The 21,946-nt window shown below is 54.6% G+C and carries 24 protein-coding genes and 2 tRNA genes; 18 read left to right on the forward strand and 8 right to left on the reverse strand.

The features are described 5' to 3' along the window. Nucleotides 1-73: 73 nt before the first annotated feature. The 12 genes from AC2FH0_RS09960 to AC2FH0_RS10015 all read left to right on the forward strand — a co-directional run bounded on the left by AC2FH0_RS09960 (nt 74) and on the right by AC2FH0_RS10015 (nt 6,790). Nucleotides 74-871: a hypothetical protein gene (locus AC2FH0_RS09960; RefSeq protein ID WP_496789233.1), complete on the forward strand. Its 798-nt coding sequence runs from the start codon at nt 74-76 to the stop codon at nt 869-871. Between the two features lie 86 nt (nt 872-957). Continuing rightward, nucleotides 958-1,437 carry a UPF0262 family protein gene (locus tag AC2FH0_RS09965; protein ID WP_142639020.1) on the forward strand — a complete coding sequence of 160 codons (480 nt, stop codon included), beginning with the start codon at nt 958-960 and terminating at the stop codon, nt 1,435-1,437. A gap of 3 nt (nt 1,438-1,440) precedes the next feature. After that, complete coding sequence (locus tag AC2FH0_RS09970) at nt 1,441-1,893, forward strand: arsenate-mycothiol transferase ArsC (RefSeq protein WP_142639018.1); 453 nt, start codon at nt 1,441-1,443, stop codon at nt 1,891-1,893. Nucleotides 1,894-1,895: 2 nt separating this feature from the next. Then, nucleotides 1,896-2,294, forward strand: coding sequence for a ketosteroid isomerase-related protein (locus tag AC2FH0_RS09975; RefSeq protein ID WP_281995642.1), 399 nt, complete (start codon nt 1,896-1,898; stop codon nt 2,292-2,294). Then, a complete protein-coding gene (locus tag AC2FH0_RS09980) occupies nt 2,287-2,886 on the forward strand; it encodes a GNAT family N-acetyltransferase (RefSeq protein ID WP_496701173.1) in 600 nt (199 codons plus the stop codon). Before AC2FH0_RS09975 ends, AC2FH0_RS09980 begins: the two co-directional genes overlap by 8 nt. A 367-nt stretch (nt 2,887-3,253) precedes the next feature. Continuing rightward, nucleotides 3,254-4,129 (forward strand): carbon-nitrogen hydrolase family protein, encoded by an 876-nt coding sequence (locus AC2FH0_RS09985; protein WP_281973619.1) that lies wholly within the window; start codon nt 3,254-3,256, stop codon nt 4,127-4,129. 91 nt (nt 4,130-4,220) lie between these two features. Further along, complete coding sequence (infA, locus tag AC2FH0_RS09990; RefSeq protein ID WP_005978431.1) at nt 4,221-4,439, forward strand: translation initiation factor IF-1; 219 nt, start codon at nt 4,221-4,223, stop codon at nt 4,437-4,439. A gap of 10 nt (nt 4,440-4,449) precedes the next feature. After that, nucleotides 4,450-5,028, forward strand: coding sequence for a Maf family protein (locus tag AC2FH0_RS09995; RefSeq protein ID WP_496789235.1), 579 nt, complete (start codon nt 4,450-4,452; stop codon nt 5,026-5,028). Beyond that, entirely contained in the window at nt 5,025-6,047 is a 1,023-nt protein-coding gene (locus AC2FH0_RS10000; protein WP_496789236.1) for a ribonuclease E/G, read from the forward strand. Before AC2FH0_RS09995 ends, AC2FH0_RS10000 begins: the two co-directional genes overlap by 4 nt. After that, nucleotides 6,044-6,226: a DNA gyrase inhibitor YacG gene (locus tag AC2FH0_RS10005; RefSeq protein ID WP_496701171.1), complete on the forward strand. Its 183-nt coding sequence runs from the start codon at nt 6,044-6,046 to the stop codon at nt 6,224-6,226. Before AC2FH0_RS10000 ends, AC2FH0_RS10005 begins: the two co-directional genes overlap by 4 nt. Before the next feature lie 79 nt (nt 6,227-6,305). Then, nucleotides 6,306-6,380 (forward strand) — tRNA-Phe (locus AC2FH0_RS10010). A gap of 272 nt (nt 6,381-6,652) precedes the next feature. Next, nucleotides 6,653-6,790, forward strand: coding sequence for a hypothetical protein (locus tag AC2FH0_RS10015; RefSeq protein ID WP_496789238.1), 138 nt, complete (start codon nt 6,653-6,655; stop codon nt 6,788-6,790). A gap of 1,348 nt (nt 6,791-8,138) precedes the next feature. Here the strand turns inward: AC2FH0_RS10015 and AC2FH0_RS10020 are convergent. Together AC2FH0_RS10020 and AC2FH0_RS10025 are read right to left on the reverse strand one after the other, a co-directional pair. Further along, entirely contained in the window at nt 8,139-9,638 is a 1,500-nt protein-coding gene (locus AC2FH0_RS10020; protein WP_496709686.1) for a ShlB/FhaC/HecB family hemolysin secretion/activation protein, read from the reverse strand. Nucleotides 9,639-9,807: 169 nt separating this feature from the next. After that, entirely contained in the window at nt 9,808-10,107 is a 300-nt protein-coding gene (locus AC2FH0_RS10025) for a hypothetical protein (protein ID WP_142638995.1), read from the reverse strand. Between the two features lie 569 nt (nt 10,108-10,676). On the opposite strand from AC2FH0_RS10025, the gene AC2FH0_RS10030 reads away from it, so the two are divergent. The 3 genes from AC2FH0_RS10030 (at nt 10,677) to AC2FH0_RS10040 (ending at nt 12,494) form a co-directional block, all read left to right on the forward strand. Then, on the forward strand, nt 10,677-11,192 hold the full coding sequence (locus AC2FH0_RS10030; protein WP_496709685.1) for a DUF805 domain-containing protein: 516 nt from the start codon (nt 10,677-10,679) through the stop codon (nt 11,190-11,192). Between the two features lie 73 nt (nt 11,193-11,265). Further along, entirely contained in the window at nt 11,266-12,036 is a 771-nt protein-coding gene (locus AC2FH0_RS10035; protein ID WP_496709684.1) for a hypothetical protein, read from the forward strand. Between the two features lie 107 nt (nt 12,037-12,143). After that, nucleotides 12,144-12,494 carry a DUF1194 domain-containing protein gene (locus AC2FH0_RS10040; RefSeq protein WP_496703861.1) on the forward strand — a complete coding sequence of 117 codons (351 nt, stop codon included), beginning with the start codon at nt 12,144-12,146 and terminating at the stop codon, nt 12,492-12,494. A gap of 553 nt (nt 12,495-13,047) precedes the next feature. Here AC2FH0_RS10040 and AC2FH0_RS10045 read toward each other — a convergent pair. The 4 genes from AC2FH0_RS10045 to AC2FH0_RS10060 form a co-directional block, all read right to left on the reverse strand. Continuing rightward, complete coding sequence (locus AC2FH0_RS10045; RefSeq protein ID WP_496789240.1) at nt 13,048-13,827, reverse strand: IclR family transcriptional regulator; 780 nt, start codon at nt 13,825-13,827, stop codon at nt 13,048-13,050. Between the two features lie 11 nt (nt 13,828-13,838). Continuing rightward, entirely contained in the window at nt 13,839-15,197 is a 1,359-nt protein-coding gene (locus tag AC2FH0_RS10050) for a TRAP transporter large permease (RefSeq protein WP_496692257.1), read from the reverse strand. Further along, entirely contained in the window at nt 15,197-15,862 is a 666-nt protein-coding gene (locus tag AC2FH0_RS10055) for a TRAP transporter small permease (RefSeq protein WP_496692258.1), read from the reverse strand. The genes AC2FH0_RS10050 and AC2FH0_RS10055 overlap by 1 nt, the downstream gene beginning before the upstream one ends. A 65-nt stretch (nt 15,863-15,927) precedes the next feature. Beyond that, nucleotides 15,928-17,166 carry a TRAP transporter substrate-binding protein gene (locus AC2FH0_RS10060; protein ID WP_142638251.1) on the reverse strand — a complete coding sequence of 413 codons (1,239 nt, stop codon included), beginning with the start codon at nt 17,164-17,166 and terminating at the stop codon, nt 15,928-15,930. A 109-nt stretch (nt 17,167-17,275) separates the two neighbouring features. Here AC2FH0_RS10060 and AC2FH0_RS10065 point away from each other — a divergent pair, with 109 nt between their 5' ends. Next, complete coding sequence (locus AC2FH0_RS10065) at nt 17,276-18,871, forward strand: GMC family oxidoreductase (protein WP_496692259.1); 1,596 nt, start codon at nt 17,276-17,278, stop codon at nt 18,869-18,871. 508 nt (nt 18,872-19,379) lie between these two features. After that, nucleotides 19,380-19,583 (forward strand): hypothetical protein, encoded by a 204-nt coding sequence (locus AC2FH0_RS10070; protein ID WP_496692260.1) that lies wholly within the window; start codon nt 19,380-19,382, stop codon nt 19,581-19,583. A 187-nt stretch (nt 19,584-19,770) separates the two neighbouring features. Here AC2FH0_RS10070 and AC2FH0_RS10075 read toward each other — a convergent pair. Both AC2FH0_RS10075 and AC2FH0_RS10080 read right to left on the reverse strand, forming a co-directional pair. Next, nucleotides 19,771-19,845, reverse strand: a tRNA-Gln gene (locus AC2FH0_RS10075). A 437-nt stretch (nt 19,846-20,282) separates the two neighbouring features. Beyond that, the gene (locus tag AC2FH0_RS10080; protein WP_282022367.1) at nt 20,283-20,750 is read right to left on the reverse strand and encodes an SH3 domain-containing protein; all 468 of its coding nucleotides are present in this window, start codon (nt 20,748-20,750) and stop codon (nt 20,283-20,285) included. 191 nt (nt 20,751-20,941) lie between these two features. Here AC2FH0_RS10080 and AC2FH0_RS10085 point away from each other — a divergent pair, with 191 nt between their 5' ends. After that, nucleotides 20,942-21,928 (forward strand): 2-hydroxyacid dehydrogenase, encoded by a 987-nt coding sequence (locus AC2FH0_RS10085; RefSeq protein WP_496729275.1) that lies wholly within the window; start codon nt 20,942-20,944, stop codon nt 21,926-21,928. The last annotated feature ends 18 nt before the right edge of the window (nt 21,929-21,946 follow it).

The following is a 21,946-nucleotide window of genomic DNA, read 5'->3' on the forward strand; positions in this document are numbered from 1 at the left end:
CCCCGATAGGGCTTGAAATCAAGGGGCAAATTGCGGCGCTCTTTATGTGCGACCGGATCTAAAGGAGGTTGATTTGGAACGTGTGGCGACCCTCTGGATCGGTAAGCGCTTTAGCTTTTTGGAACATCTGTGCCTGAAGTCCTTCGCCGATGTCGACCAGAAGCCAATCGTCTATCACTATGGCGATCTTGAAGACATTCCGGATTATATCGAGCCGCGCGATGCCCGCGAAATTTATGATACTCCCGAGATCTACCGCGATCCGATAACCCGATCCGTGGCCGTTCATGCAGATCTTTTCCGTCTGCAGTTGATGCAAAAAACCGACTATATCTGGGCCGATGCGGATGCTTATGCGGTCCGGCCATTTGAGACAAAGAACGGGTATCTTTTTCCGAATGCGAACCTCAAGAAACAACGGATCATGAACGGTGTACTTGCGTTGCCCAGCGACAGTCCGGGGCTGCAAGCCATGTGCAAATATGCTTTTGACAGCGATCTGGTGCCGCCATGGTGGACACAAGAGCATAAGGAAACCTACAGCCAAATGTTCAACGGGTCGACCTATTGGAGCCTGCCAATTTTCAGCTTTGGTCCGCCCATGCTGTTTCATTTTCTTTATGGCACACCAGAGCATGAGATAGCTGTGCACAGGTCGGTCCTCTATCCTATCCCATTGCGATACCGCGGCCTTTGGAATGATCCTGACCTTTCCAAACTGGATTTTCTGAAGTGGGACCAACAGATGTCTGTCCATTTTTTTGGATCCTGGTTCCGAAAGATCTTTCTTGGCCGCCAAATCAACTCTGGTTCACTGGTCGATACGCTGTTGCGCAAACACGGAATAGATCCGTCCGAACACCCGCTTTGACGATTTTCGTTGGACGGGCCGTCACTGCGTTGCCCATTTATTTCCATTGGGATAAGTCTGTCCCGACCTGAACGGACCAAACGACCATGACCCGAATTTCGCACATCGAACTGGATGATAGAAACTTGCCCCCGCCGACACCCGAGATCGAGCAGGAGCGCAAAGTGGCAATCTATGATCTGCTTGAGGATAACGCTTTCGCGCTGCCCAAACGCGATGATCGTGTGGTTCCGGAAGGGCCGTATCATGTGCAACTCTCGATCCGTGACAAGCGTTTGGTCTTCGACATTGCCACCGAAGCCGAAGAAAAAGCGGCCGAGTTCCATCTGTCCCTTGGACCATTCAGGCAGGTGGTCAAGGACTACTTCCAGATCTGTGAAAGCTATTTCGACGCCGTAAAGACTTTGCCGCCCAGCCAGATCGAAACCATCGACATGGCCCGGCGCGGTATCCACAACGAAGGCAGTCGGGTGTTGCAGGAACGTCTGGAAGGCAAGGCCGAAGTAGATTCAGACACAGCCCGTCGCCTGTTTACGTTGATCTGCGTATTGCATTTCGGGGGGTGACGGGTGACGTCTCTGCCGCAGTCCATCTTGTTCTGTTGCGACCACAATTCGGTCCGATCTCCGATGGCCGAAGGCATCATGAAGAAGTTTTATGGCACCGGCACCTATGTGCAATCCGCCGGGGTGCACAACGATCTTGAGATCGATGGCTTTTGCATTTCGGTCTGTCATGAAATCGACGTCGAGCTTTCACGTCACCGGTCCCGGTCGTTTGATGAAATGCAGGAATGGGGCGACGACCTCAGCTCGTTCGATCTGATTGTAGCGCTGTCGCCGGCCAGCCAGCGCCGTGCGCTGGATTTGACGCGGGTTTTTCATCTGGATGTCGATTATTGGCCAATAATGGACCCTACCGGGCTGGGTGAAAGCCGCGAGGAAAAGTTACATCACTACCGACAGACCCGCGATCAGATCATTCAGCATCTGAAGGACCGCTGGGGTGAACCAACGGAGTGACCATGAACGAAACCGTCAAAACCTATTTCGAAGCCTTCAACGCCGGGGACGTAACCGGCATGCTGGCCTGTTTGTCCGACGACGTGGCCCATCATGTGAACGAAGGGCAGATACGAGTGGGCAAAGAGAAATTCGCAGCTTTTTGTGACCACATGAACCGCTGCTATCGCGAGAACCTCACCGATATCGTTGTGTTCGCGGCCGAGGGCGGTACCCGTGCCGCCGCTGAATTCATCGTGAACGGCACCTATCTTGAGACGGATGAAGGCCTGCCCAAAGCACGCGGGCAGACCTACCGCCTACCAGCCGGGTCGTTCTTTGACCTAAAGGATGGCAAGATCACGCGGGTCACCACCTTTTACAACCTGGCCGACTGGACCAAGCAGGTCTCGAATGGCTGAGGTCACAGGCGTTCGCGCCTTGACCGGGGCGGCGCTTGAGGCGGCTCTGGATGACGTCGCTCGCTTGCGGATCGAGGTGTTTCGGGCATGGCCGTATCTTTATGACGGCGATCTGGAATACGAGCGGAAATACCTGCAATCCTACCGTGACAGCGACAGATCCATCGTTGTTGGTGCCTTTGACGGGGATCGTCTGATCGGCGCATCGACCGGCGCCCCGCTAGTCGACCATGCCGCCGATTTCGCGGCGGCCTTCGATGGCTCTGGGCTGGACTTGTCCCAGATCTTCTACTGCGCCGAATCCGTCTTGCTGCCCAACTATCGCGGGCAGGGCGTGGGGCATAGGTTCTTTGACCTGCGCGAAGCCCATGCGCGCAACTTTGGCTTCACCAAATGCGCCTTTTGCGGTGTGCAACGCACGACCGATCACCCGATGCGGCCTGATACCTACCGCCCGCTGGATGCTTTTTGGAGCGCGCGGAAGTATGAGCCGTTGCCTGGCGCTGTTGCGCAGTTTTCGTGGAGGGATATCGGCGAAGAAGGCGAGACGCTGAAGCCGTTGCAGTTTTGGATCAGGGATATCACGGCTTAGATTTTATGGCTGACGTTTGCGCCCAAGAAGGCCGTATTTTACGGCCCAAGCCCTGATTGACCGGCGTTTCCGCCTTTGCTGTCTCGGAGTTGATTTTGTTAGCGCTCCACCCGTTCGGTTGAATTCGTACACGTCGATAATCCGTTCGGCGCAACCGCAGGCTTCTCCCATGCCAACCTTTGTGTAATAGAACTTTTCGAAACTTTCCCGGTTTTGCATCGCAACTCTCCTAATCTTATTTAGCCATTTCGGGCTTGAGATGCCAACTCACAATCCCTTGCTGGGCCGGTATATGCACATATGTGCCTGTACTTTTCAGGGCGCCCTCAACTAGTGTTCGCCAAACCAGCGCAATGAAAGTTACTCCATGAAAGCTGCCACCGCCGCCTATAACCTCGACTGGCTCGAAAACTGGGCGCAGTATGAAGATAAGCTGGCCCGCTGGGTCTCGGATGCCGCAGGGCAGGGGGCAGATCTTCTCGTTTTCCCCGAGTATGGCGCGATGGAATTGTCGACTTTGGACGGGGCCGAAGTAGCGGGTGATCTGGAACGCTCGATCCGTGCTGTTTCAGATCGGATGGGGGACGTGCAGGCCCTGCATTCGCGTCTGGCTCAAGAACATGAGACCTACATCCTGGGCGCATCCGCTCCGGTGATTGACGGGTCAGGCCGTCCGGTAAACCGGGCTGTGCTCTACGCTCCGAACGGGACGTTTGACCATCAGGACAAACAGATCATGACCCGCTTTGAACGCGAAGACTGGGATATCGCGCCGGGCGGACCACTAAAATTGTTTGATACCCCACTTGGAAAAATCGGAATCCTGATCTGCTATGACAGTGAATTCCCCTTGCTGGGCAGAGCCCTAAGTGAGGCGGATATAATCCTGGTTCCCTCATGCACCGAGGCGTTGGCAGGGTACTGGCGTGTCCGCATCGGGGCTATGTCGCGTGCGCTGGAAAACCAATGTGTTACGGTCATGGCGTCTCTGGTGGGCAAAAACGAATGGTCCGATGCGGTAGATATGAATACAGGAACGGGTGGTATTTTTGGTCCACCTGACAAGGGTTTTCCCGCGACCGGAGTGTTAGCAGAGGGTGCGCTGAACCAACCTGGCTGGACCTATGCCGACGTCGACCTGACAACGATCGCCAATGTGCGCCGGGATGGCCATGTGTTGAACCGCGCCCATTGGGACGAGCAGTGCGGTCGAGTCGAAACAGTCACAATATCCTCTCTTTAGGTGAATACGCCCTTGAAATAAGCCCCAAATAGGCTCATTTAGGCGCACATCCCCGTAGATTCTGCGGGTGCAACGTAATTATGGAGACAACATGGCCAAGGAAGATACGCTCGAATTTCCCGGTGTCGTGAAGGAACTCCTGCCTAATGCGACGTTTCGGGTCGAGCTGGAAAACGGCCATGAGATCATCGCACATACGGCAGGCAAGATGCGCAAAAACCGCATCCGTGTTCTGGCTGGCGACAAAGTTCAAGTCGAGATGACCCCCTACGATCTGACCAAAGGTCGGATCAACTATCGCTTTAAGTAACGCCCGACACATGGCGTTTATTCTCGGATCGGGCAGTCCAAGGCGGCTGGACCTGCTGGCGCAGCTTGGTGTGCAGCCCGACGCCATCCGCGCCCCGGACATTGACGAAACGCCTTTGAAAGGTGAGCTGCCGGTGCCCTACTGCCACCGGATCACACGCGCCAAGGTGCTAGCTGTTCCCGCCGAAAGCGATGATGTCACACTTTGTGCGGACACCACGGTCGCGCTGGGTCGGCGCATCTTGGGAAAGCCTGAAGATGCAGGTCAGGCGGCCGAGTTTCTGCACGCTCTGTCTGGACGGCGGCACCGGGTGATTACCTCGGTTGCGGTTCGGCGCGGAGACCGCATATCGCAACGCGATGTGGTGTCTCAGGTCAAGGTCAAGCGCCTGTCGGATGTTGAGATCAATGCCTATCTGGCAACGGGTGACTGGCAAGGCAAAGCCGGTGCATATGCAATCCAGGGGCCTGCAGGGGCGTTCATCCCATGGATTTCCGGCTCATTTACCGGCATCGTGGGACTACCATTATCCGAGACTGCCGCTTTGCTGCAGGGCATCGGCTATCCTTTGTATCGCGAGGCACTATGAAGGGGCGTACCATCGTTTTAGACCACATCAACAACCGCGAGGCAGCGGCGTTGATGGTGGACGGAAAGCTTGACGATTTCCTGATTGCTTCCGAAGCCCCGGCACCCGGTACTATCTACCGGGCGCGGGCGGATCGCCCGGTCAAGGGGCAGGGTGGGATGTTTCTGGCCACGCCGGACGGCCAGGCCTTTTTGCGACAGGTCAAAGGATTGGCCCCCGGAGAGCTCAAGCTGGTCCAGGTGACCGGTTTTGTCGAACCCGGAAAGGCGCTGCCGGTGACGGATCGCGTGCTGTTTAAAAGCCGCTTTGCGATTGTCACACCGGATGCGCCTGGCCTGAATATCTCGCGCAGTATCCGGGATGAGGATGAACGCGACCGCTTGCTGGAAATTGCACATGAGGCGATGGCGGGCAGCGAACACGGGTTGATCCTGCGGTCCTGCTGTCAGGGCGAGAATGCCCTAGAGATTGCTGAAGATATCGGCGTCATGCTGGCTCATGCCGATGCTGTGATGAACGATCCCGGTACCGAGCCTGAGGTTCTGCTCGCAGGTGATGGGCCGCATGTTTTGGCCTGGCGCGACTGGACCGACCCGGCCGAGGTCGTCACCGAGCCCGGCGCCTTTGAGGCGCATGGTGTCTTGGATGCATTGGATCAGGCGGGCGGAATATCAGAACCATTGGCCGGGGGCGGACACATCTATATCCAGCCCACCCGCGCCCTGGTGGCCGTAGATGTAAACACGGGTTCAGACACCTCGATGGCCGCCGGAACCAAGGCCAATTTCGCCTGCGCAAAAGCACTGCCACGTGCATTGCGTGTCCGTGGGTTGGGGGGGCAGATCACGCTCGACCTCGCTCCAATGCCCAAGAAAGACCGGCGCGGTTTCGAAGCCGCTTTGCGATCTGCATTCAAGTCTGATCCGATCGAGACGATTCTGGCAGGATGGACCCCGTTGGGTCACTATGAGTTGCAACGCAAACGCGGCCGGATTTCCCTTGCGGAGGTGCTGAAATGAGCTGTCCGATCTGTCACGAACCAACGGTGTCTCAATTCCGTCCTTTTTGTTCGAAACGCTGTGCAAACATTGATTTGGCCAAGTGGCTGAACGGGTCTTACGCGGTTCCTTCGCAGCGTGAAGAAGACGTTGAACAGGATGTTTCTTCAACTGAAACTGAGATGCCGCGCCCACATTGAAAAAATGTAAAAAAGCCTCTGGACACTGCCAGTAGCAAGTCATAGAACGCCTCCACCCAACGGTAAAAGCCGTATCCGTGCCCGGGTAGCTCAGGGGTAGAGCAGTGGATTGAAAATCCTCGTGTCGGTGGTTCGATTCCGCCCCCGGGCACCATTTAGCTAAGATAAATTATTCAATATCAAGGCTTTGATCTGATATCTGCTTTGTGTATCTACCATTGCATCCATCAGTGTGTTTTGCATTGCCCGAAGCTGTGTGCCGAGACAACCGCTTGGTGAAAAGTACGAATACAAAGAACTGATTTAGCAGCGCGGCGGCTTTCGGACAATTTGGCACGATTTCCCGGAAAAAATTCAAAGTGACTTCTGAGCCCACAGCATGGCGCGACGCGGCTATTTGTAGAAATATTCCCAGCCGCGATCTTCATGCAAACCGAAGCGGGCATTGAGCAGGTGGCCACTGAGCCGACATTCGCCGCGATTGCAGCAACTGTCGTTGCTAACGGCGGCTTTGCGCAGAAAGCTGACTTTGCAAAGTTACCGTTCAAAGTTTCGCTTGCCTAATTTGACCGGCCCAGATGGTCGGAGGCTCTTCGTGGAAGTGCGGCGCTTTAGATTGTTGGCCTATTTGAAGTAAATTTGGGTACGGAGCATTGTTGGGCTACATCAGCCAACGTAAGCGCCAGGGATTAAAGGCAATACGAAATCCAATTTTCCAGATGACAATTGACGAACTATTGGTCGATTAATCTCATTACCCGAGCAAAACCTACCCAGCGAGCTTCAGCGCTGCTTTCGTTTGACCGAGATAATGCATCCGGAATGCTTCGGGTGCCGTGCTGGTACATCACGAGCCATCGCATCCACATTTCCAAGGTGTCGTAGTGCCCCGCTGTTCAGCAACACGCCCCGCCCAGCGTCATACCGGCGCTGTCCAAATCCGCTGGCAACGCATTCCCAGTTTTCCTTGGCCGCCGCGCTGCGGAACCTCGGCAGGTCGTGCGGGTCATGCCGTCCAGGTGTTGCTGCGACGTGATCGTGTTTCTTTGAATTACTTTGGTGGGTTAAATGGTGGGTCACTTGTGTTGTGCCAGGTTGCTGAACAGTACCGGTTGTCGGCCTCGGCTTTGGGCGCATGATTGTCACGACGCCTTGTGGCTTCGGATGTCCTGGGACGGCCACGTGAGTTGCCGTAGGTTTTGGTGTCAACTGTGGAACCTGGCCAGGAACCGCGGTGGGAACCTGATTGGGGGTTGCGGTTGGGACAAGCGGTGGCGTCGCTGTAGTGCCGCTGGGTTGCGGAACACGGCCTGGCACTGCGACTGGTATTTGGTTGGGTGTCGCTGTTGGCACAAGGGGCGGCACAGCCGTCGGGCCAGTAACTTGAGGCGGAACCTGGCCAGGGATAGCTATCGGAACTTGATTGGGAGTTGCAGTCGGAACTTGCGGCGGCACCGCGGTAGGACCGGTAGCCAATGAGGGAACCTGATTTGGAACAGCTGTCGGAACCCGGCTTGGTGTCGCGTTTGGTGTCAAAGGCGGAACTAGGGTCGGCGCTAGGACCGGTGTGGGAACCTGACCTGGAACCGCTATTGGTGTCGCAATAGGAACCTGACCGGGAATTGCGTTCGGGACCGCGCCCGGCGCAAGGACTGGAACAGTAACTGATGTGGGCGTTTGCTGCGTTCCTTTAGGCGGCAACTGATTTGCCACCGGCTGCGTTGGGCCGGTAATTTGATTGCCTGCCCCTTGCCCACCGGCCTGCCCACATCCTTGGCTCGACTGGTGCGGATTCCCTACGCCACGGCACCACCCGAAATGATTTCCCTGCGCGACGACCTGCGTAGCGGCCAGCTCTGCGACCAAACAAGCTGCGGTAAGTAAAACAATGCGGTTCCGTTTCATAACATCCTCACCAACTTGTTGTCAGAGCAAGATACGCGCCAGGATCGCCTGAGTCGGTCAAAGGGCCGTCTCTCAAAGGGACACCGACATATCCGGACAGGAATAGGTTTTGCTTAAACTCAATGTCCAAACCCAGACCTGTCGATGCCAGTGTAGCATTATCAACTTCAAAACTCGCTGGGTCATTGTTCGAGATGTAACCCACGTCGAAAAAGACAAAAGGCGTTAAGCGATGAATGCTTTGGGAACTTGGAAAGTAGGAGTGAGATACTTCGAAAATCGCGGAAATCCCGGAATCACCGTCTACTTCGTCGAACCGATACCCGCGCAATGCATAGCGATCACCAAGGAAGTACTCCTCGACCGAGGGCAACCGGTCGGTTGTGAACTGGCCCCAGATCTCGGTGCGCCAAGCTGTGTTGGGTGACAAGCTCGTAAGTGGGCTTTCGTATCCGATGCCGCCCCGCAGATGCCAGAACGAAGAGTCTCCGTCGTCAAAATTCGCGTCTGTCGTGTCATTGTCATTGTCACCAAAAGATAAGGTTAGCCCCGCTTCCAGAGCTTGTCCTTTTGGATAGTTTTGTCCGTAAAGATACGTAAGACCAACAACGCTCGCGTCACTGGACAATGGAACGCCGCCACTGACTGAGTCCGCTTTTGAAAGGCGATAATCCAGCAGAAAATATCCATAACGGGCCACATCGCGGATCACGGGATAACCCATCGCGACGGTGAAGTTCTCGCCGTCAATATCTGTTCTCGCAAAATCCCCCGAGAGGTCACGTTTTGCGTTAATGTTTCCGTAGAAAATCTCACCGTAGAGACCATTGCTGTTCAGCGGCGTGCGATAGGTAACAGCGCCCCACAAAGAGTGTTCGTCGTCTTTGTCCCAATTGTAATTGCCTGATCCCTCAAAGCGCAGTAAATCCCCGACGGTCAGCGTCGAATAAAACTCTTGTACGACATAGAAGCTGAGCGCTTCTCCAAACTCACGCGGAGGGTTGTCGAGTGTCGCACTCCCGGCTTGTTTGCGCAGAGGCTCTCCCAATACTCTCAGCCTGGCACCTGCCTGATCCGGATAATCAAGTTCGGTCGACAATTCCAAATCAGGTATGTCCTCGGCCAACATAACCGCCCGCTCAAATTGTTTGAGAGTTATTGGATATGCGGTGGTGAGGGGGCGAAAGATCTTTTCCAAGGTTTGGAACGTGCGCGTATCTACACCTTCAATTTCGATGGTTTGAATACGCCCTTCATCAACAACAATGCTCTGCCCATCGGGGCCAGGCCAGGCCTCAGCCAAAAAATAGCCGTCTTCTCGGTAGATCTGCGTGATCGTTGATGCGACCTCTACCGCTGTGATGCGCCCTGACCGATCAAAGGCCAACTGACCGGCAAAAGTTAACAGCTCATCTGAATCATACACAGTTACGCCGCTGACAGAGTGCTGTGATGCTATGTCCCAAGTTTGTGCAATGCTGTATTTTGGAACTGAAACAATGGCCACAAAAGTGCAAATGATCGCAATTACAACCGAGTTGGTTACGGGCATTTTCTACAACCTTAGCATGATTGAGCATGTTAAAACCCAATCCTATTACGAGGTTTGAATGTCTAAGCTTGCCGTTATTCAAATTTGATCACGACTGGTGCTTTCGAGATACACAGCGAACAGACTACAATGCGCCTTCGTCGCCAAGGAACTCGATACCAGCTGTCGCGCCATCACTGTAGGCAATGCAATTCCACGGAGCGCGATCCTCACCAACGCCTACAGTGACCTGTGTTCCCGCCTCGCTAAACGCGGATGAGAGCACCACGACTTGCGAATTGTTTGTCGTGTTGGCTACATCCCGTAAACATGCCTGCTGAGCGGGCGTGAGCTCGGCGGACGCGCTGGACGTACTCGTGTCGTCGCAGGCTGCAAGCAATGCGAAACATGTCGCGCCTGCAATCATCACCTTCTTGTTAGTCATTTTCTTCTCCCTCTGGTTCCTTTGAAATTTGTGAAATTGGATGCGCATGTTTGAAGCTTTTGCGTCTGTGCAGCCAACAGAACACACCTCGATCCTTTGACTACCTTTCCCAAAAACTTGCCGCGGGGGGCTTGTGGGGCAGAACGACATTACGTTGACTACCGAGGCCGCCAACAACGTGTGATGGCCGTATGACGTCACTGGTAAAAGCTAGAGCGAACTTGGGAGAGAGGGCGAGTACGTTAAGTCTGAGCATCGTGTTCTCCCAAGCCAGATTATTGTGAAGTGCCTTCCGACCGCCGGCACTCACTCCAGCAGTCGGAAGGGCCCGGTAGATCGGGCGACAGCGACAACAACGGAGGTAAAAAAAAGTTGTGTCGAATTCGTATGTTCGAATATATTTTTTCATAAATCAACATTTTTTCCGCGCGTAAACTTCTTTACGCTCTCGTACGATAGGCTTCTGCTTTCAAACAAAAAGGTAAGTGGGAGTACCCAGAGGGGAGAGTGTGTTCTCCTGAGCGGCGAAATGTTTTGAGACCGCACAGAAACTGAGAAAGGAATGAAAGATGGGATTCGGTGAAGCAGTTAAAACGTGTTTCTCGAAATACTTCCAGTTCTCCGGGCGGGCTATACGCACAGAATACTGGTGGTTCTTCTTGTTTGTGGTTCTCGTAAGTGCCGTTTTTGCCGGGTTGGATTCGATCCTGTTCGGGACAAACCCCGAAACAGGCCAAGGATCTCGGGTTCTGTCCTCTGTTTTTCAACTGGCCGTTCTCATACCAATGCTAGCCGCCGGTTGGCGGAGGCTGCATGATACAGGGCGACCTGGTTGGTACTTGCTGCTGCCGATGGTGCTCAGCATTACAACGCTTTTTGTTATGCTGGGTGGGGTGGCGTTCTTTTCGGTATTGGAGCAAGGGACCGAAAACCCCGATGCATTGCGAGGACCCGCGGCAGTCCTGGGCTTGACCGGTATTGTCGTTGTCTCAATTCTGCAAATCGTTCTGTCCATTCTGATGATCTGGTGGCTGACACGACCTTCCCAAGAAGGCGCAAACGAATACGGCGCACCTGCTTCCTGACCTCGCTGTGGGGGCAACAGGTCGGAATCTCTGCTGAATGAAAGTGCAAACCGCAACACCATGGAGAGAGAAAATGAGTTTCAGACCGATTTCCATTGGAACGCTAATGATGGCAATGGCGACCACAGCATCGGCGGAGTGGTCGTTCAGTTCCGGGCCTAATCCCAATGCATTTATTCAGACCGGAAACATGACGCTAGAGCTTCAGTGTAACCGTATTCGCTTTGCTCCAGCTGGATATGAGGACAGCCAGGACATTGCGGAGAAGCAAGGGCTTTCCTTTCGTTTTTTGAAGAACGGCACCACCGAGGTTGGGGCATTTCAGGTTGGCGCTGAAAACGCTGTGTTGCAGATCGTTGACAATTATCCCGTCGAGATCAGTTTCAATAGTCAGCAGGACTATGGTTTTGTATTGGACCAGCTTGCGGCCAATGCATCGGTTAATTTGTCGATGATTGATCAAGATGTCAGCTATGGAATCTTCGACTTAAAAAGTTCCCGCGCGGCAATTCGGTCCCTTCGTTCTGAGTGCGCTTCGGATGCCAGCCAGGGAGCCTCCTATGAAGCACCCGAAGGCATCGTCTATTGTGGAGGCGGTGCGATAAAACGCGTGATCGAACCTATGATTTTGGAAAACCCGGAGGGGGAGTGGGACGCGCGAGTGGCAGTCAGCGGCGAGTGGATCAGAGCCATGACGGCCTACAGTTACTTCGGAAACTCTGAGCCACCGGCCGGATTTGTCGTCGCCCTGCTTGGGGAAGACAGGTCCGAATTTCTGATTTTTAGCGAAGGCTCGGCAAACTGGCTGGAGTACGGGGACTACAGGTATGATCAATGCAATTGATGCTACCTTCCAACCAGCTTCCCAAATAGTGCGCCAGTTGAAAGGTTTGGTTTCCGGGATTGTGCTTGCTTCGGGCCTTGTTTGGACCTCACCAGCTGCAGCGGCTGATGTTTCGCAACTTCCGCCTGGTTTTGCGGGCCCGTGACGCTGTACTGTCGAAGTCGATTATTATAATTGGGTTACCGCTGATGGCCCGCGAAGGTATGGGGAGTCAGTGGCACTTCGACGATCTTGACGTCTACTACCAGAACTGTGTGACAGGCGGACCTGGTTCATTCGTAGTCCCGGTGCTTGACTGGCAGGGCTTTGCGGAGGGCGTACGAAGAAAATTGGTACTGGAAATTGGGTCAGCGCCAGCAATAGGAGAGGTTATGAAGGCGCAACTTGCCTCACCCTCAGACTGCCTGATTGGCGAGAAGATCTGGGAACGGAACCAACATATCTGGAGCGAACCCTAGAATCGGCCTTTGCATCAACCAGCCGTGGCTCGATACAAAAAAGCCAGCAGCAATATTCTAAGGGAAACTAGTTTTCCGCGCTTCCAATGGAACCACACAAATGATGGTGAATCTTCGATACGGTGTGAGTAGACAAACTTATTGACATCGATTTGTACGAACCGAGCGAAATTTGTACGCTTATGGTTATTTCGCTAAGCTCTGCGACGGGCATTTCCAACTGCTAGATCAACCGTTCACTGCCGTTAAGACGACCGCTGACGATCGATTCCGGGGGCTGAAGACTGGTCGCTGGTGCTGGCGGGTTGGGTGGGGAGCGGACGTTCACGCGTAGTACTGCCAGGAACTGGTTAGAGCCCAGAGTGACAGATGCTGCGCTAGCTAGGAATGGCAGCGGTGCGCTAATGTCGACTCTGCAAAGTTGAACGAACGGAGTACACGGAACTTTTATCGCGCTCTCATCCGTTCTGGTGCAGAATTCTCCAAACCGGTCGATGATCGAATTCGCAGCTGGTGAAAAAAATCAGGCTTTGACTGTCATCTGAAGCATTAGTCACTCGCTCAAAAGAGCCGAAAGCTGCTTCGCTCCCTTCTGAAGTATGCCCAGAAACGACATCAGACTGTTGACGTCATGACGTTGTGTCGGCGCGTGAACCGAAAGCGTGCCTACCAATCGGCCTTGTCCATCCTGAACGGGTACTGCTAGGGCAGTCATTCCGGTCATGAATTCCTCGTCATCGGTGGAATAACTATTCTCAGAGATACGTCGGATCTCCGATCGCAATGCCTTGAGATCGGTCAGCGAGCGTTCGGTTTGTGGTTGTAGATGTCCTGCCGAAAGAAACCCATCCAGCTTTCTTTGCCGTAGTGTGGACAGGTACATCTTGCCGCTGGCCGTGCAATGGAAGGGCACCTGTGTTCCGACCGGCAGTTGAATTCGCAGGGGCCACTTCGTTTCCACCCGGTCGAGATAGATCATGCCCTCGCGGTCTGGAATGGCGAGATTACATGTCTCGCCAACAGTTTCAGCCACACTGCGCAAGATCGCCAGTCGCGCAGTGCGCAAATGCTCGGACGACATGGTGTTGACCGATAGCAGTCGCAGCCGGTGCCCCGGGCCATATGATCTGCCATCGAGATCCCGCTGCAGAAACCCTTCGGCTTCTGCGGTTTGCAGCAGACGGTGAATTGTTGGCTTGGCAAGACCTAATGCCTCAATCAGATCCGATGGTTTTACGGAAACGCCACGCCGCGCCACCTCCTCAAGGATCAGCAGGAGGCGGAGGTTGGTCGGTATTTGAGTTTCTTTTTCTTGTGTTTCCGTCTCGGCCATCCTGCAACAGTCTAGCTATTTGGCAGCAGTATCAAGGCCAGATCGGGCACAAGCGACACTAAAATCCAAACCGAAAGAAGCGCCACCAGATAGGGTACCGTATACCGAAGCAACCGGAAATAGGGTACTCCTGTTACTCCTGAAGCCACATAGAGGTTCAGCCCATAAGGTGGTGTGATGAATCCAATGGACGCCCCCACAAGGAAGATCACCGAGAAATGGATTGGATCAATCCCAACCGAGGCCGCGATTGGCGCAAGAATTGGAGCGAGAATTATGGTTACAGGTAGGCTTTCCAGAACCATACCCGAGAAGAAGACAATCACCATCGACGTGAACAGAACCGCATAGTACCCACCCATCGAGGTTACAAAATCTCCAATGGTTTGTTGCGCGCCGAGCAATGACAAGATCTGTTGCATCACAACTGATATCGCGATCAGCGGAGCGAGGATGCCAGTGATCTGGGCCGAGCGGATCACGATCGAGGGGATCTCGGGGATCGTAAAGCCTTCGACCACGAACATTTCGGCGTAACTCTTCTCGGTTGGCGATATGTCGTTTCTGGCCCCCATAATCCGATTGATCGGATAGCTGAGCAAACCAGCGATCACACAGAAGCCAACCGTCACGCCCGCGGCTTCTGTCGGGGAAAACTTGCCTGTGTAGATGCCCCACAGCACCAGCCCAATGGCGAAAAATCCAAGCCAGGCGCCAAATGCCGTTTTCAGTATCCGGTTGAGCTGCAAAGGGATCAGATGGCCCCACCCGTTCATGCGGCAAATGATCCAGCACGCGAATTGCATACCAAAGACCATGAGCGCGCCCGGAAGAATGCCCGCCACGAACAACTCGGAAATAGGAAGGTTCATCAAGAAGCCATAGACGATGAAGATAATGGAAGGCGGGATAATGATCCCTACAGTACCCCCTGCCGCAGCGGTCGCCGCGCTGAACCGTTCGTCATAGCCACCTTTGACCATCTCGGGGTGCAGCATCGAACCAATTGTGGCTGTCGTCGCCGAGTTTGATCCCGAAATCGCCGCGAATAACCCGCAGGCACCAAGCGATGCCATCGCCAACCCACCACGTATCCAGCCCAGACAGGCATAGGCGAAATCGCTGAGCCTTCGGGCAATACCAGACTTGTTGATCAGGTCTCCAGTCAGGATAAAGAGCGGCATCGCGAGCAGGGCAAAGCCTTTGTTGAACACGTTCAACAGTTCGGCCCCCATATTGTCCAGCGTCAAGCCAAGGACGAATGAGCAGCCGATCACCCAATAGCCGATGACCAAAAACACCGGCACGCCCAGCATGAACAGAAAGGTAACCCCAAGTGAGATCAGTGTAACCAAAGTTCCGTCTGTCATCAGTCTGCTCCGATCACGGCCTGCTTGATCAGCGGCTCACCTGTTTTCCAGTTTTGCAGATCGTCGGCGAGGTTCTGAAACACACGCCCGATCATCAAAAAGAACGAAATAGGCGCGGCCAGCAAAAACCACCACTGCATGATATTGTCCGTGCCGAGAACGATCTGAAAATTCGACGCCGATAACGCAACCAGTCGCGTGGTCGTCACGATGACGATCACCGCAAAGATGAACCACAGCACCGCATCAAGGATCAAACAGGCCAACTGCCCGCCTCGGGGCATTGCGGTGCGGAACTCATTGAAACTCAGATGCGTCCGCAGGCGAACATTGTACGTGGCCCCGAACCACGCCATCACCATAAACAACAAGGGAGGGATAGTGGTGGACCACGGTTCTTGATCGTTGAACACGAATCGGTCGATCACGCCCCAGAAAATGATCAACGCAATCGCGAGGTAAGAATATACCATCACCGACCGCTCCAGATGGCGCTCGATAAACGGCACTGTCCGATAGATCAGCATGATCACGAATCCGCCCATGGCTGAAACAACCGCGCCCAACACCCATGCGGCGTCCGATTCCAGCGCTGATTGAATCTCGAACGAATCCTGGCTGAGAAAGGCACTGAAGATCGCGCCTGTGTCTGCCCAAAACGACATGTACCCCGTCCTCCCAGTCGGTGTGTATTAGAACCGGCCCGCTTGGGGCCGGTTCGTCTTTTGTATCAGGCTTCGCCTTTCCACCAACGGCGCGGTTCGACGTTTTCCGGCAGGGTGTCAGCCGGAATCTCGCGCGCGATGTCGTAAATTTCCTGATAGGTATCGATGCCACCGGCCCATTTGTTCAAACGCTCACGCCACTGCGCCCAGGGTTCGGGGTTGTAGTTCGGGGCGCACATCTCTTCGGCCAGTTTGATCTGATCATCTGGCAGGAATGCCGGACGTACTCCATTTTCGGCGAAGATAGTATCAGGCAGCTGCGGTTCCGAGAAACCGACGGTGTTCAGCAAAGCCGCCTCATTGGCACCTTGAATCAAAGCCTGCGTAAAGTAGGAAGACTCCATCACAGCATCCTGCAGCTCCCCGCCCAGACTGTCGAACACTTTGGCCGACATTGAGGTATGTTCAGTGCCGCAGAAGAATTTCAGGTTGACTGACTGCGACACCACTGGAGCCATGTTGGCATATGCGACGGCCGATGCCCACGTTTCAGCCCCGTCGATTAGACCAGTCTTCAACGCATCCAGAGTTTCTTCCCATGCAACCGGTACCGGATTCAGGTTCAACAGCTGCATCGCAATGCGTCCCAGCTGCGTACCCGTCACACGGTTCTTTGTACCGAACAGCTCTTCCAGTTTGGTGACGGTCGGCTTGTCGGCAAAGGTTGAACCCATTTGCAGGCCGCGCAATTCACAGTGGGTAAACAGGAACTTCAGGCCGTGCCGTTTCTCAAGCGGATCACGCAGAATGCGCTGGCTCGCCGGGCTGTAGAAGAAGTGATACTGCGCTGCCCGGCTAGGGAACATGTAAGCATAGTCCAGCACGTTGAGATACGGCGCGCCTCCAGCCGAGTTTTGGGTCGAGGCCGCGTAAATATCAACAATGCCCTGCTGGGTTTTTTCAACACAGCTCAGCTGGCCGCAGATCTGGTTGTCGCCAATGAACTCGATCCGAATTTCACCGTCCGTGCGCTCTTCCAGATCGCGTGCAAACTCGATCGCGCCGGCGCGTTCGATCAGCAGATTGCGGGTGTTAAAGCCCGATGCGCCGAATTTAAGCGTGTGCTTTGGCTCTTTCGAGAAGCGCTTTTCATAGGTTGATTCGGCTGCCTGCGCCAGATTCGCCAGGCTCATCGCGCCACCGAACCCACCTGCCGCCAGCAGTGTCGAACTCATGCCATAGCGCCCGGCCACACGAAAAAAATCTCGCCGGGAAATGCCACTTAGTTTCTTACCGATCTCCATTGCTTACCTCCCTGATCGCAATTAATGAGACGTTTTGTATCAAAAAAGGCTAGTATATTTCTCGCATCTTGCATAGAGTTTTTTTCAGTCGCGTCGGGAGGAGACAGTTATGGAAGTCGATTATGCGGTAGTCGGAGCAGGATCTTCGGGCTGTGTCATTGCCAACCGTTTGAGTGCTGATCCCAATACGACCGTCGCATTGCTGGAGGCTGGCGGTCGCGACACCAACCCGTGGATTCACATTCCGGTCGGTTATTTTAAAACAATGCACAACCCGTCGGTTGACTGGTGCTATCGCACTGAACCCGATCCGGGGCTTAATGGACGATCCATAGACTGGCCACGAGGCAAGGTGCTGGGCGGCTCATCCTCGCTGAACGGGCTGCTTTATGTCCGCGGCCAGAAAGAAGACTACGATCGCTGGCGGCAAATGGGCAATGAGGGATGGGGGTGGGACGATGTCTTGCCCCTGTTTAAACGCTGCGAAGATCAAGAACGCGGTGAAGATGAGTTTCACGGCATTGGCGGGCCTTTGTCTGTTTCGAACATGCGCATTCAACGCCCCATTTGCGACGCCTGGGTTGCCGCGGCACAGGCCGCAGGCTACCCGTTCAACCCCGACTACAACGGTGCTGAACAAGAGGGCGTGGGGTATTTCCAACTGACCACCCGCAACGGCCGTCGCTGCAGCGCGGCTGTGGCTTATCTCAAACCCATTCGAAGTCGTCAGAATCTGAACATCATCACCAACGCATTTGTGACGCGCGTGGTTTTGGACGGGAAAAAGGCGACCGGGCTGGTTTACCGGGACAGGTCAGGGGTCGAGCAAACTCTGAAGGTTCGACGCGAGATTATCCTGTCTGGCGGCGCGATCAATTCGCCCCAGATCCTGATGTTGTCGGGGATTGGAGACCCGGACCACCTCAAAGAAAACGGAATCGAACCGCTTCACACCCTGTCTGGCGTCGGTAAGGGCTTGCAGGATCATTTACAGGCGCGCCTGGTGTTCAAGTGCAATGAACCAACACTGAATGATGAAGTCCGCAGCCTGTTCAATCAGGCGCGCATCGCTCTGAAATATGCACTGTTCCGTGCAGGGCCTATGACAATGGCGGCCAGCCTCGCCACCGGCTTTATGAAAACGCGCCCGGATGTAGAGACACCCGATATACAGTTTCATGTCCAACCCTGGTCCGCTGACAGCCCGGGCGAGGGCGTACACCCGTTCTCGGCCTTTACAATGTCGGTCTGCCAGCTGCGCCCGGAAAGCAGGGGGGAGTTGTGCCTGAACGGCCCCGATCCGTCCAAACATATCAAGATCATACCGAACTACTTGTCCACAGAAACAGATTGCAGGACCATAGTCGATGGCGTGAATATCGCGCGGCGAATTGCCAAGAAAAACCCTTTGGCCTCGAAGATTTCGGAAGAGTTTCGACCAACAGCAGATCTGAATTGCAACGACTATGACGCTACGCTGGATTGGGCCAGGTCGAATTCGACCTCAATCTACCACCCAACCGGCACCTGTGCGATGGGAAGCTCTGAGGCATCTGTTGTCGATCCTAAACTAAGGGTTCACGGGCTAGAAAATCTGCGCGTGGCCGATTGTTCAATCATGCCCGAAATCGTCAGTGGCAACACCAACGCACCGGCAATAATGATCGGGGAAAAGGCGAGCGATTTGATAATCGCGGATGCCTGACAGGCCCTCCATCTTGCCTGTGTGCGATGCAGAATGCCCAAAACACTCGCAACCGATGGATCGGTGTGCCAGTCGCGCAAGCTCAAGCTGTTCTGTTGATTATGTCTGATCGCAACTCGCACTTTGCCAACTCTTGTCTCATGACTGACCGTGATCTGGGAGGGCGACTCTTGGCCAACGATCTGTGCTGCATCCAGCTCAGATTTTGACATCAAACCAATCTCGCGAAACATGCATAAGCGGTCGCGGACGCTACTTGCTTTTCCAATAGTTCAAATCGGAACGTCCACTTTCCTATTTTTGGCGTACAAGTACTTCACTTACAGAGAGATATACACAGCTCTGGGTCGCGAGCCTAAGCCTGGCTACGGGCACTGCGTCGGTGAACCCTATTGGCCGCTAAGTCCCGCAACCCGGTCATTCACCAGTCTTCACCCAACGTCCGCTTTCATCTAAACCGAGCAACCCCTTGCATCTAAATAAAGAAGCAACTGCAGGAGTTTGATCCATGAAGTACCTGTCTGCCCTCGGCGTTCTCGCCGGGGGTTTTCTTTTGCACCCACCGCCCAAGGCTGTCCTGACGACGATCCGGCATCGTTGCCATAACCGTCGCTGTGTGAACCCGCGTCATCTGACCATCGGTGACCGCCGTGATAACCTTGAGGATGAGCGTGACCGGCAGGCGAACGGGGTCGATTGGGATATGCTATAGACCTGTGGCTATGCAGAAATCTCGACTTCGGAACAGCTAACCCGCTCCCCCCGCAACGTGGGAGGGGCACCCCCGCAGAACCCGCTATGATTGTTAACGGGTGGTTCGGGTGGCTGGGGCATAAACGGGGGCATTTCTCGGAGGGTTTAGCCCCAAGAGCCTGTTGTCGTTCTATGATCTGATGAACTGGCTGGGGTGGTAGGATTCGAACCTACGATACACAGTACCAAAAACTGCTGCCTTACCACTTGGCTACACCCCAACGGTGAGGCGCTATCTACGATTGTTGTTGGTAGGGTTCAAGAGCTTTCAGGCAAAAAATTAGGCCAGTTATAAAAAAAATTCAGAGCATCTTTCACGGGTCATGTTAGCAGCACCTCTTCCTGCCCGAAGGTGTTGAACATGGTTTGATGGCAACGGCTGTGAATTGGCCCTTCCGCCAATGAAGCATGACTCTGCGGACAGATGTTGAACGGCTGGGCCGGGCGAGGATTCGTCTGGCAGGCGGACAGGAAGCAGGTTTTCGATTGGTTTAACGAGGGCGAGTGGCAGTCGCGAATGTGGTCTTTCTGGCGCTGCACCCCTTTGTTGCGCCTCCTGCTTACGTAGGGCGGCCCAATGCCGAAGCAGATAACAAGAATAAGCAAGTTCGAGAGTGGCGGATCGGGAACTTCATTGCCGGTTGCTCTGAGATCAGCGCTACTCGCGAATCTCTGAGGGATCGACGCCCCAAAGGTTGGATTTCAGGGCCCAGCCACGATAGCCACCTGCAGAGATGCGACACCACTCGATCGTGCAGGTTCCAAGCCGCGCGACAACGCCGGTTTCAAACCGCGCACTGACCTGCGAGTTTGGGTCCGGGTTGGAATAGACCGGCAGCAAGTCGGATTCGATCAGTACTGTGCGCACGCCAGACAACAAGGCGTAATGGACCCAACCCCCTGCGCCATCGCGGTCCTGAACCTTTCTCCAGTTGCCATATTCCGCTGTCACCTGCAAAGGCATCCCACGCCGTTTGAACACCCAGTCGATTCGATGCGACAGGGATGGTCCTCTGCGCACGTTTCCCTCAGCCGCTTTCATGGAAACATACCGTGGCAAAGGCAGATTCGTGACCTGGCCGCGCTTATCCTGTGCGCTGGCCACTAAGGGACCAAGCACAAGCATAATTACTGAAAAAAGCGCCAGAATCCGGCGATTTACTGGTAGGAGAACACTCACTGACAGTCTGCTCTTATGCCTGTTAATTTTGCTTCGAAAAAAGGTTGGATCAATGCCCAGGGGTTCTTGTGCCCCGCCTTATCCTGCGCCACGATGCCATGACGCGCGAAAGTTTGCAAAGCAGTGGGAGTACACAGGTGCCTAGAGAACGTCTGAGTGTTGTCGTTACGCGACGGTTGCCCGAGGCTGTTGAAACCCGATTGAGCGAGCTTTTCGATGTCCGGTTGCGTGCGGACGACGCACCCATGACCCGAGAAGAGCTTGTAGCGGCCGTACAAGAAGCGGATGTACTTGTACCAACGGTTACAGACTCGATTGATGGCGGGTTGCTGGGGCGGGCGGGTGAAAGGCTGCGACTGATCGCCAACTATGGGGCAGGGGTTGACAATATCGATGTCGCAACCGCCCGTCAGCGCGGCATCCTTGTGTCGAATACGCCCGGTGTGCTGACCGACGATACTGCGGATATGACCATGGCGCTGATATTGGCCGTGACCCGCCGCATCCCAGAGGGGTTGTCCGTCATGCAAAAAGGGGACTGGCAAGGATGGTCACCCAACGCGTTGCTGGGTGGGCGGATCGGTGGGCGGCGTCTTGGCATTTTGGGGATGGGCCGGATTGGTCAGGCGGTTGCCCGTCGTGCCAGTGCCTTCGGAATGCAGATACATTACCACAACCGTCGTAGGTTGAGACCGGAGACAGAGCAAGAGCTTGAGGCGACCTATTGGGAAAGCCTTGATCAGATGGTCGCGCGGATGGATGTGATCTCGGTCAACTGCCCGTCTACGCCTTCGACTTTCCACCTGATGAATGCCCGGCGGCTAAAGCTGATGAAGCCGAGTGCAGTGCTCGTCAATACGTCACGTGGCGAAGTAGTCGATGAAAACGCGCTAACCCGCCAAATCCGGTCAGGCGATATCGCAGGTGCAGGTCTTGACGTTTATGAACACGGAACGAAGGTGAACCCTCGCCTACGGCAGTTGGCGAACGTGGTTCTGTTGCCGCATATGGGATCTGCCACGCTTGAGGGGCGGATCGAAATGGGCGAAAAAGTTATCATAAATATCAAGACATTCGAAGACGGCCACCGACCACCGGACCAGGTTGTTCCGTCCATGTTATAGTAGGCGGCTTGGTGGCCA

This window comes from Ruegeria sp. CDSC051, assembly GCF_059610665.1.

Excerpts from the sequence above, each read along its gene's own strand:
- AC2FH0_RS09965 (WP_142639020.1), top strand. The coding sequence starts at position 958 with ATGACCCGAATTTCGCACATCGAACTGGATGATAGAAACTTGCCCCCG.
- AC2FH0_RS09975 (WP_281995642.1), top strand. The coding sequence starts at position 1,896 with ATGAACGAAACCGTCAAAACCTATTTCGAAGCCTTCAACGCCGGGGAC.
- AC2FH0_RS09980 (WP_496701173.1), top strand. The coding sequence starts at position 2,287 with ATGGCTGAGGTCACAGGCGTTCGCGCCTTGACCGGGGCGGCGCTTGAG.
- AC2FH0_RS09985 (WP_281973619.1), top strand. The coding sequence starts at position 3,254 with ATGAAAGCTGCCACCGCCGCCTATAACCTCGACTGGCTCGAAAACTGG.
- infA (WP_005978431.1), top strand. The coding sequence starts at position 4,221 with ATGGCCAAGGAAGATACGCTCGAATTTCCCGGTGTCGTGAAGGAACTC.
- AC2FH0_RS09995 (WP_496789235.1), top strand. The coding sequence starts at position 4,450 with ATGGCGTTTATTCTCGGATCGGGCAGTCCAAGGCGGCTGGACCTGCTG.
- AC2FH0_RS10000 (WP_496789236.1), top strand. The coding sequence starts at position 5,025 with ATGAAGGGGCGTACCATCGTTTTAGACCACATCAACAACCGCGAGGCA.
- AC2FH0_RS10005 (WP_496701171.1), top strand. The coding sequence starts at position 6,044 with ATGAGCTGTCCGATCTGTCACGAACCAACGGTGTCTCAATTCCGTCCT.
- AC2FH0_RS10015 (WP_496789238.1), top strand. The coding sequence starts at position 6,653 with ATGCAAACCGAAGCGGGCATTGAGCAGGTGGCCACTGAGCCGACATTC.
- AC2FH0_RS10025 (WP_142638995.1), bottom strand. The coding sequence starts at position 10,107 with ATGACTAACAAGAAGGTGATGATTGCAGGCGCGACATGTTTCGCATTG.
- AC2FH0_RS10030 (WP_496709685.1), top strand. The coding sequence starts at position 10,677 with ATGGGATTCGGTGAAGCAGTTAAAACGTGTTTCTCGAAATACTTCCAG.
- AC2FH0_RS10035 (WP_496709684.1), top strand. The coding sequence starts at position 11,266 with ATGAGTTTCAGACCGATTTCCATTGGAACGCTAATGATGGCAATGGCG.
- AC2FH0_RS10040 (WP_496703861.1), top strand. The coding sequence starts at position 12,144 with ATGTTTCGCAACTTCCGCCTGGTTTTGCGGGCCCGTGACGCTGTACTG.
- AC2FH0_RS10045 (WP_496789240.1), bottom strand. The coding sequence starts at position 13,827 with ATGGCCGAGACGGAAACACAAGAAAAAGAAACTCAAATACCGACCAAC.
- AC2FH0_RS10050 (WP_496692257.1), bottom strand. The coding sequence starts at position 15,197 with ATGACAGACGGAACTTTGGTTACACTGATCTCACTTGGGGTTACCTTT.
- AC2FH0_RS10055 (WP_496692258.1), bottom strand. The coding sequence starts at position 15,862 with ATGTCGTTTTGGGCAGACACAGGCGCGATCTTCAGTGCCTTTCTCAGC.
- AC2FH0_RS10060 (WP_142638251.1), bottom strand. The coding sequence starts at position 17,166 with ATGGAGATCGGTAAGAAACTAAGTGGCATTTCCCGGCGAGATTTTTTT.
- AC2FH0_RS10065 (WP_496692259.1), top strand. The coding sequence starts at position 17,276 with ATGGAAGTCGATTATGCGGTAGTCGGAGCAGGATCTTCGGGCTGTGTC.
- AC2FH0_RS10070 (WP_496692260.1), top strand. The coding sequence starts at position 19,380 with ATGAAGTACCTGTCTGCCCTCGGCGTTCTCGCCGGGGGTTTTCTTTTG.
- AC2FH0_RS10080 (WP_282022367.1), bottom strand. The coding sequence starts at position 20,750 with ATGCTTGTGCTTGGTCCCTTAGTGGCCAGCGCACAGGATAAGCGCGGC.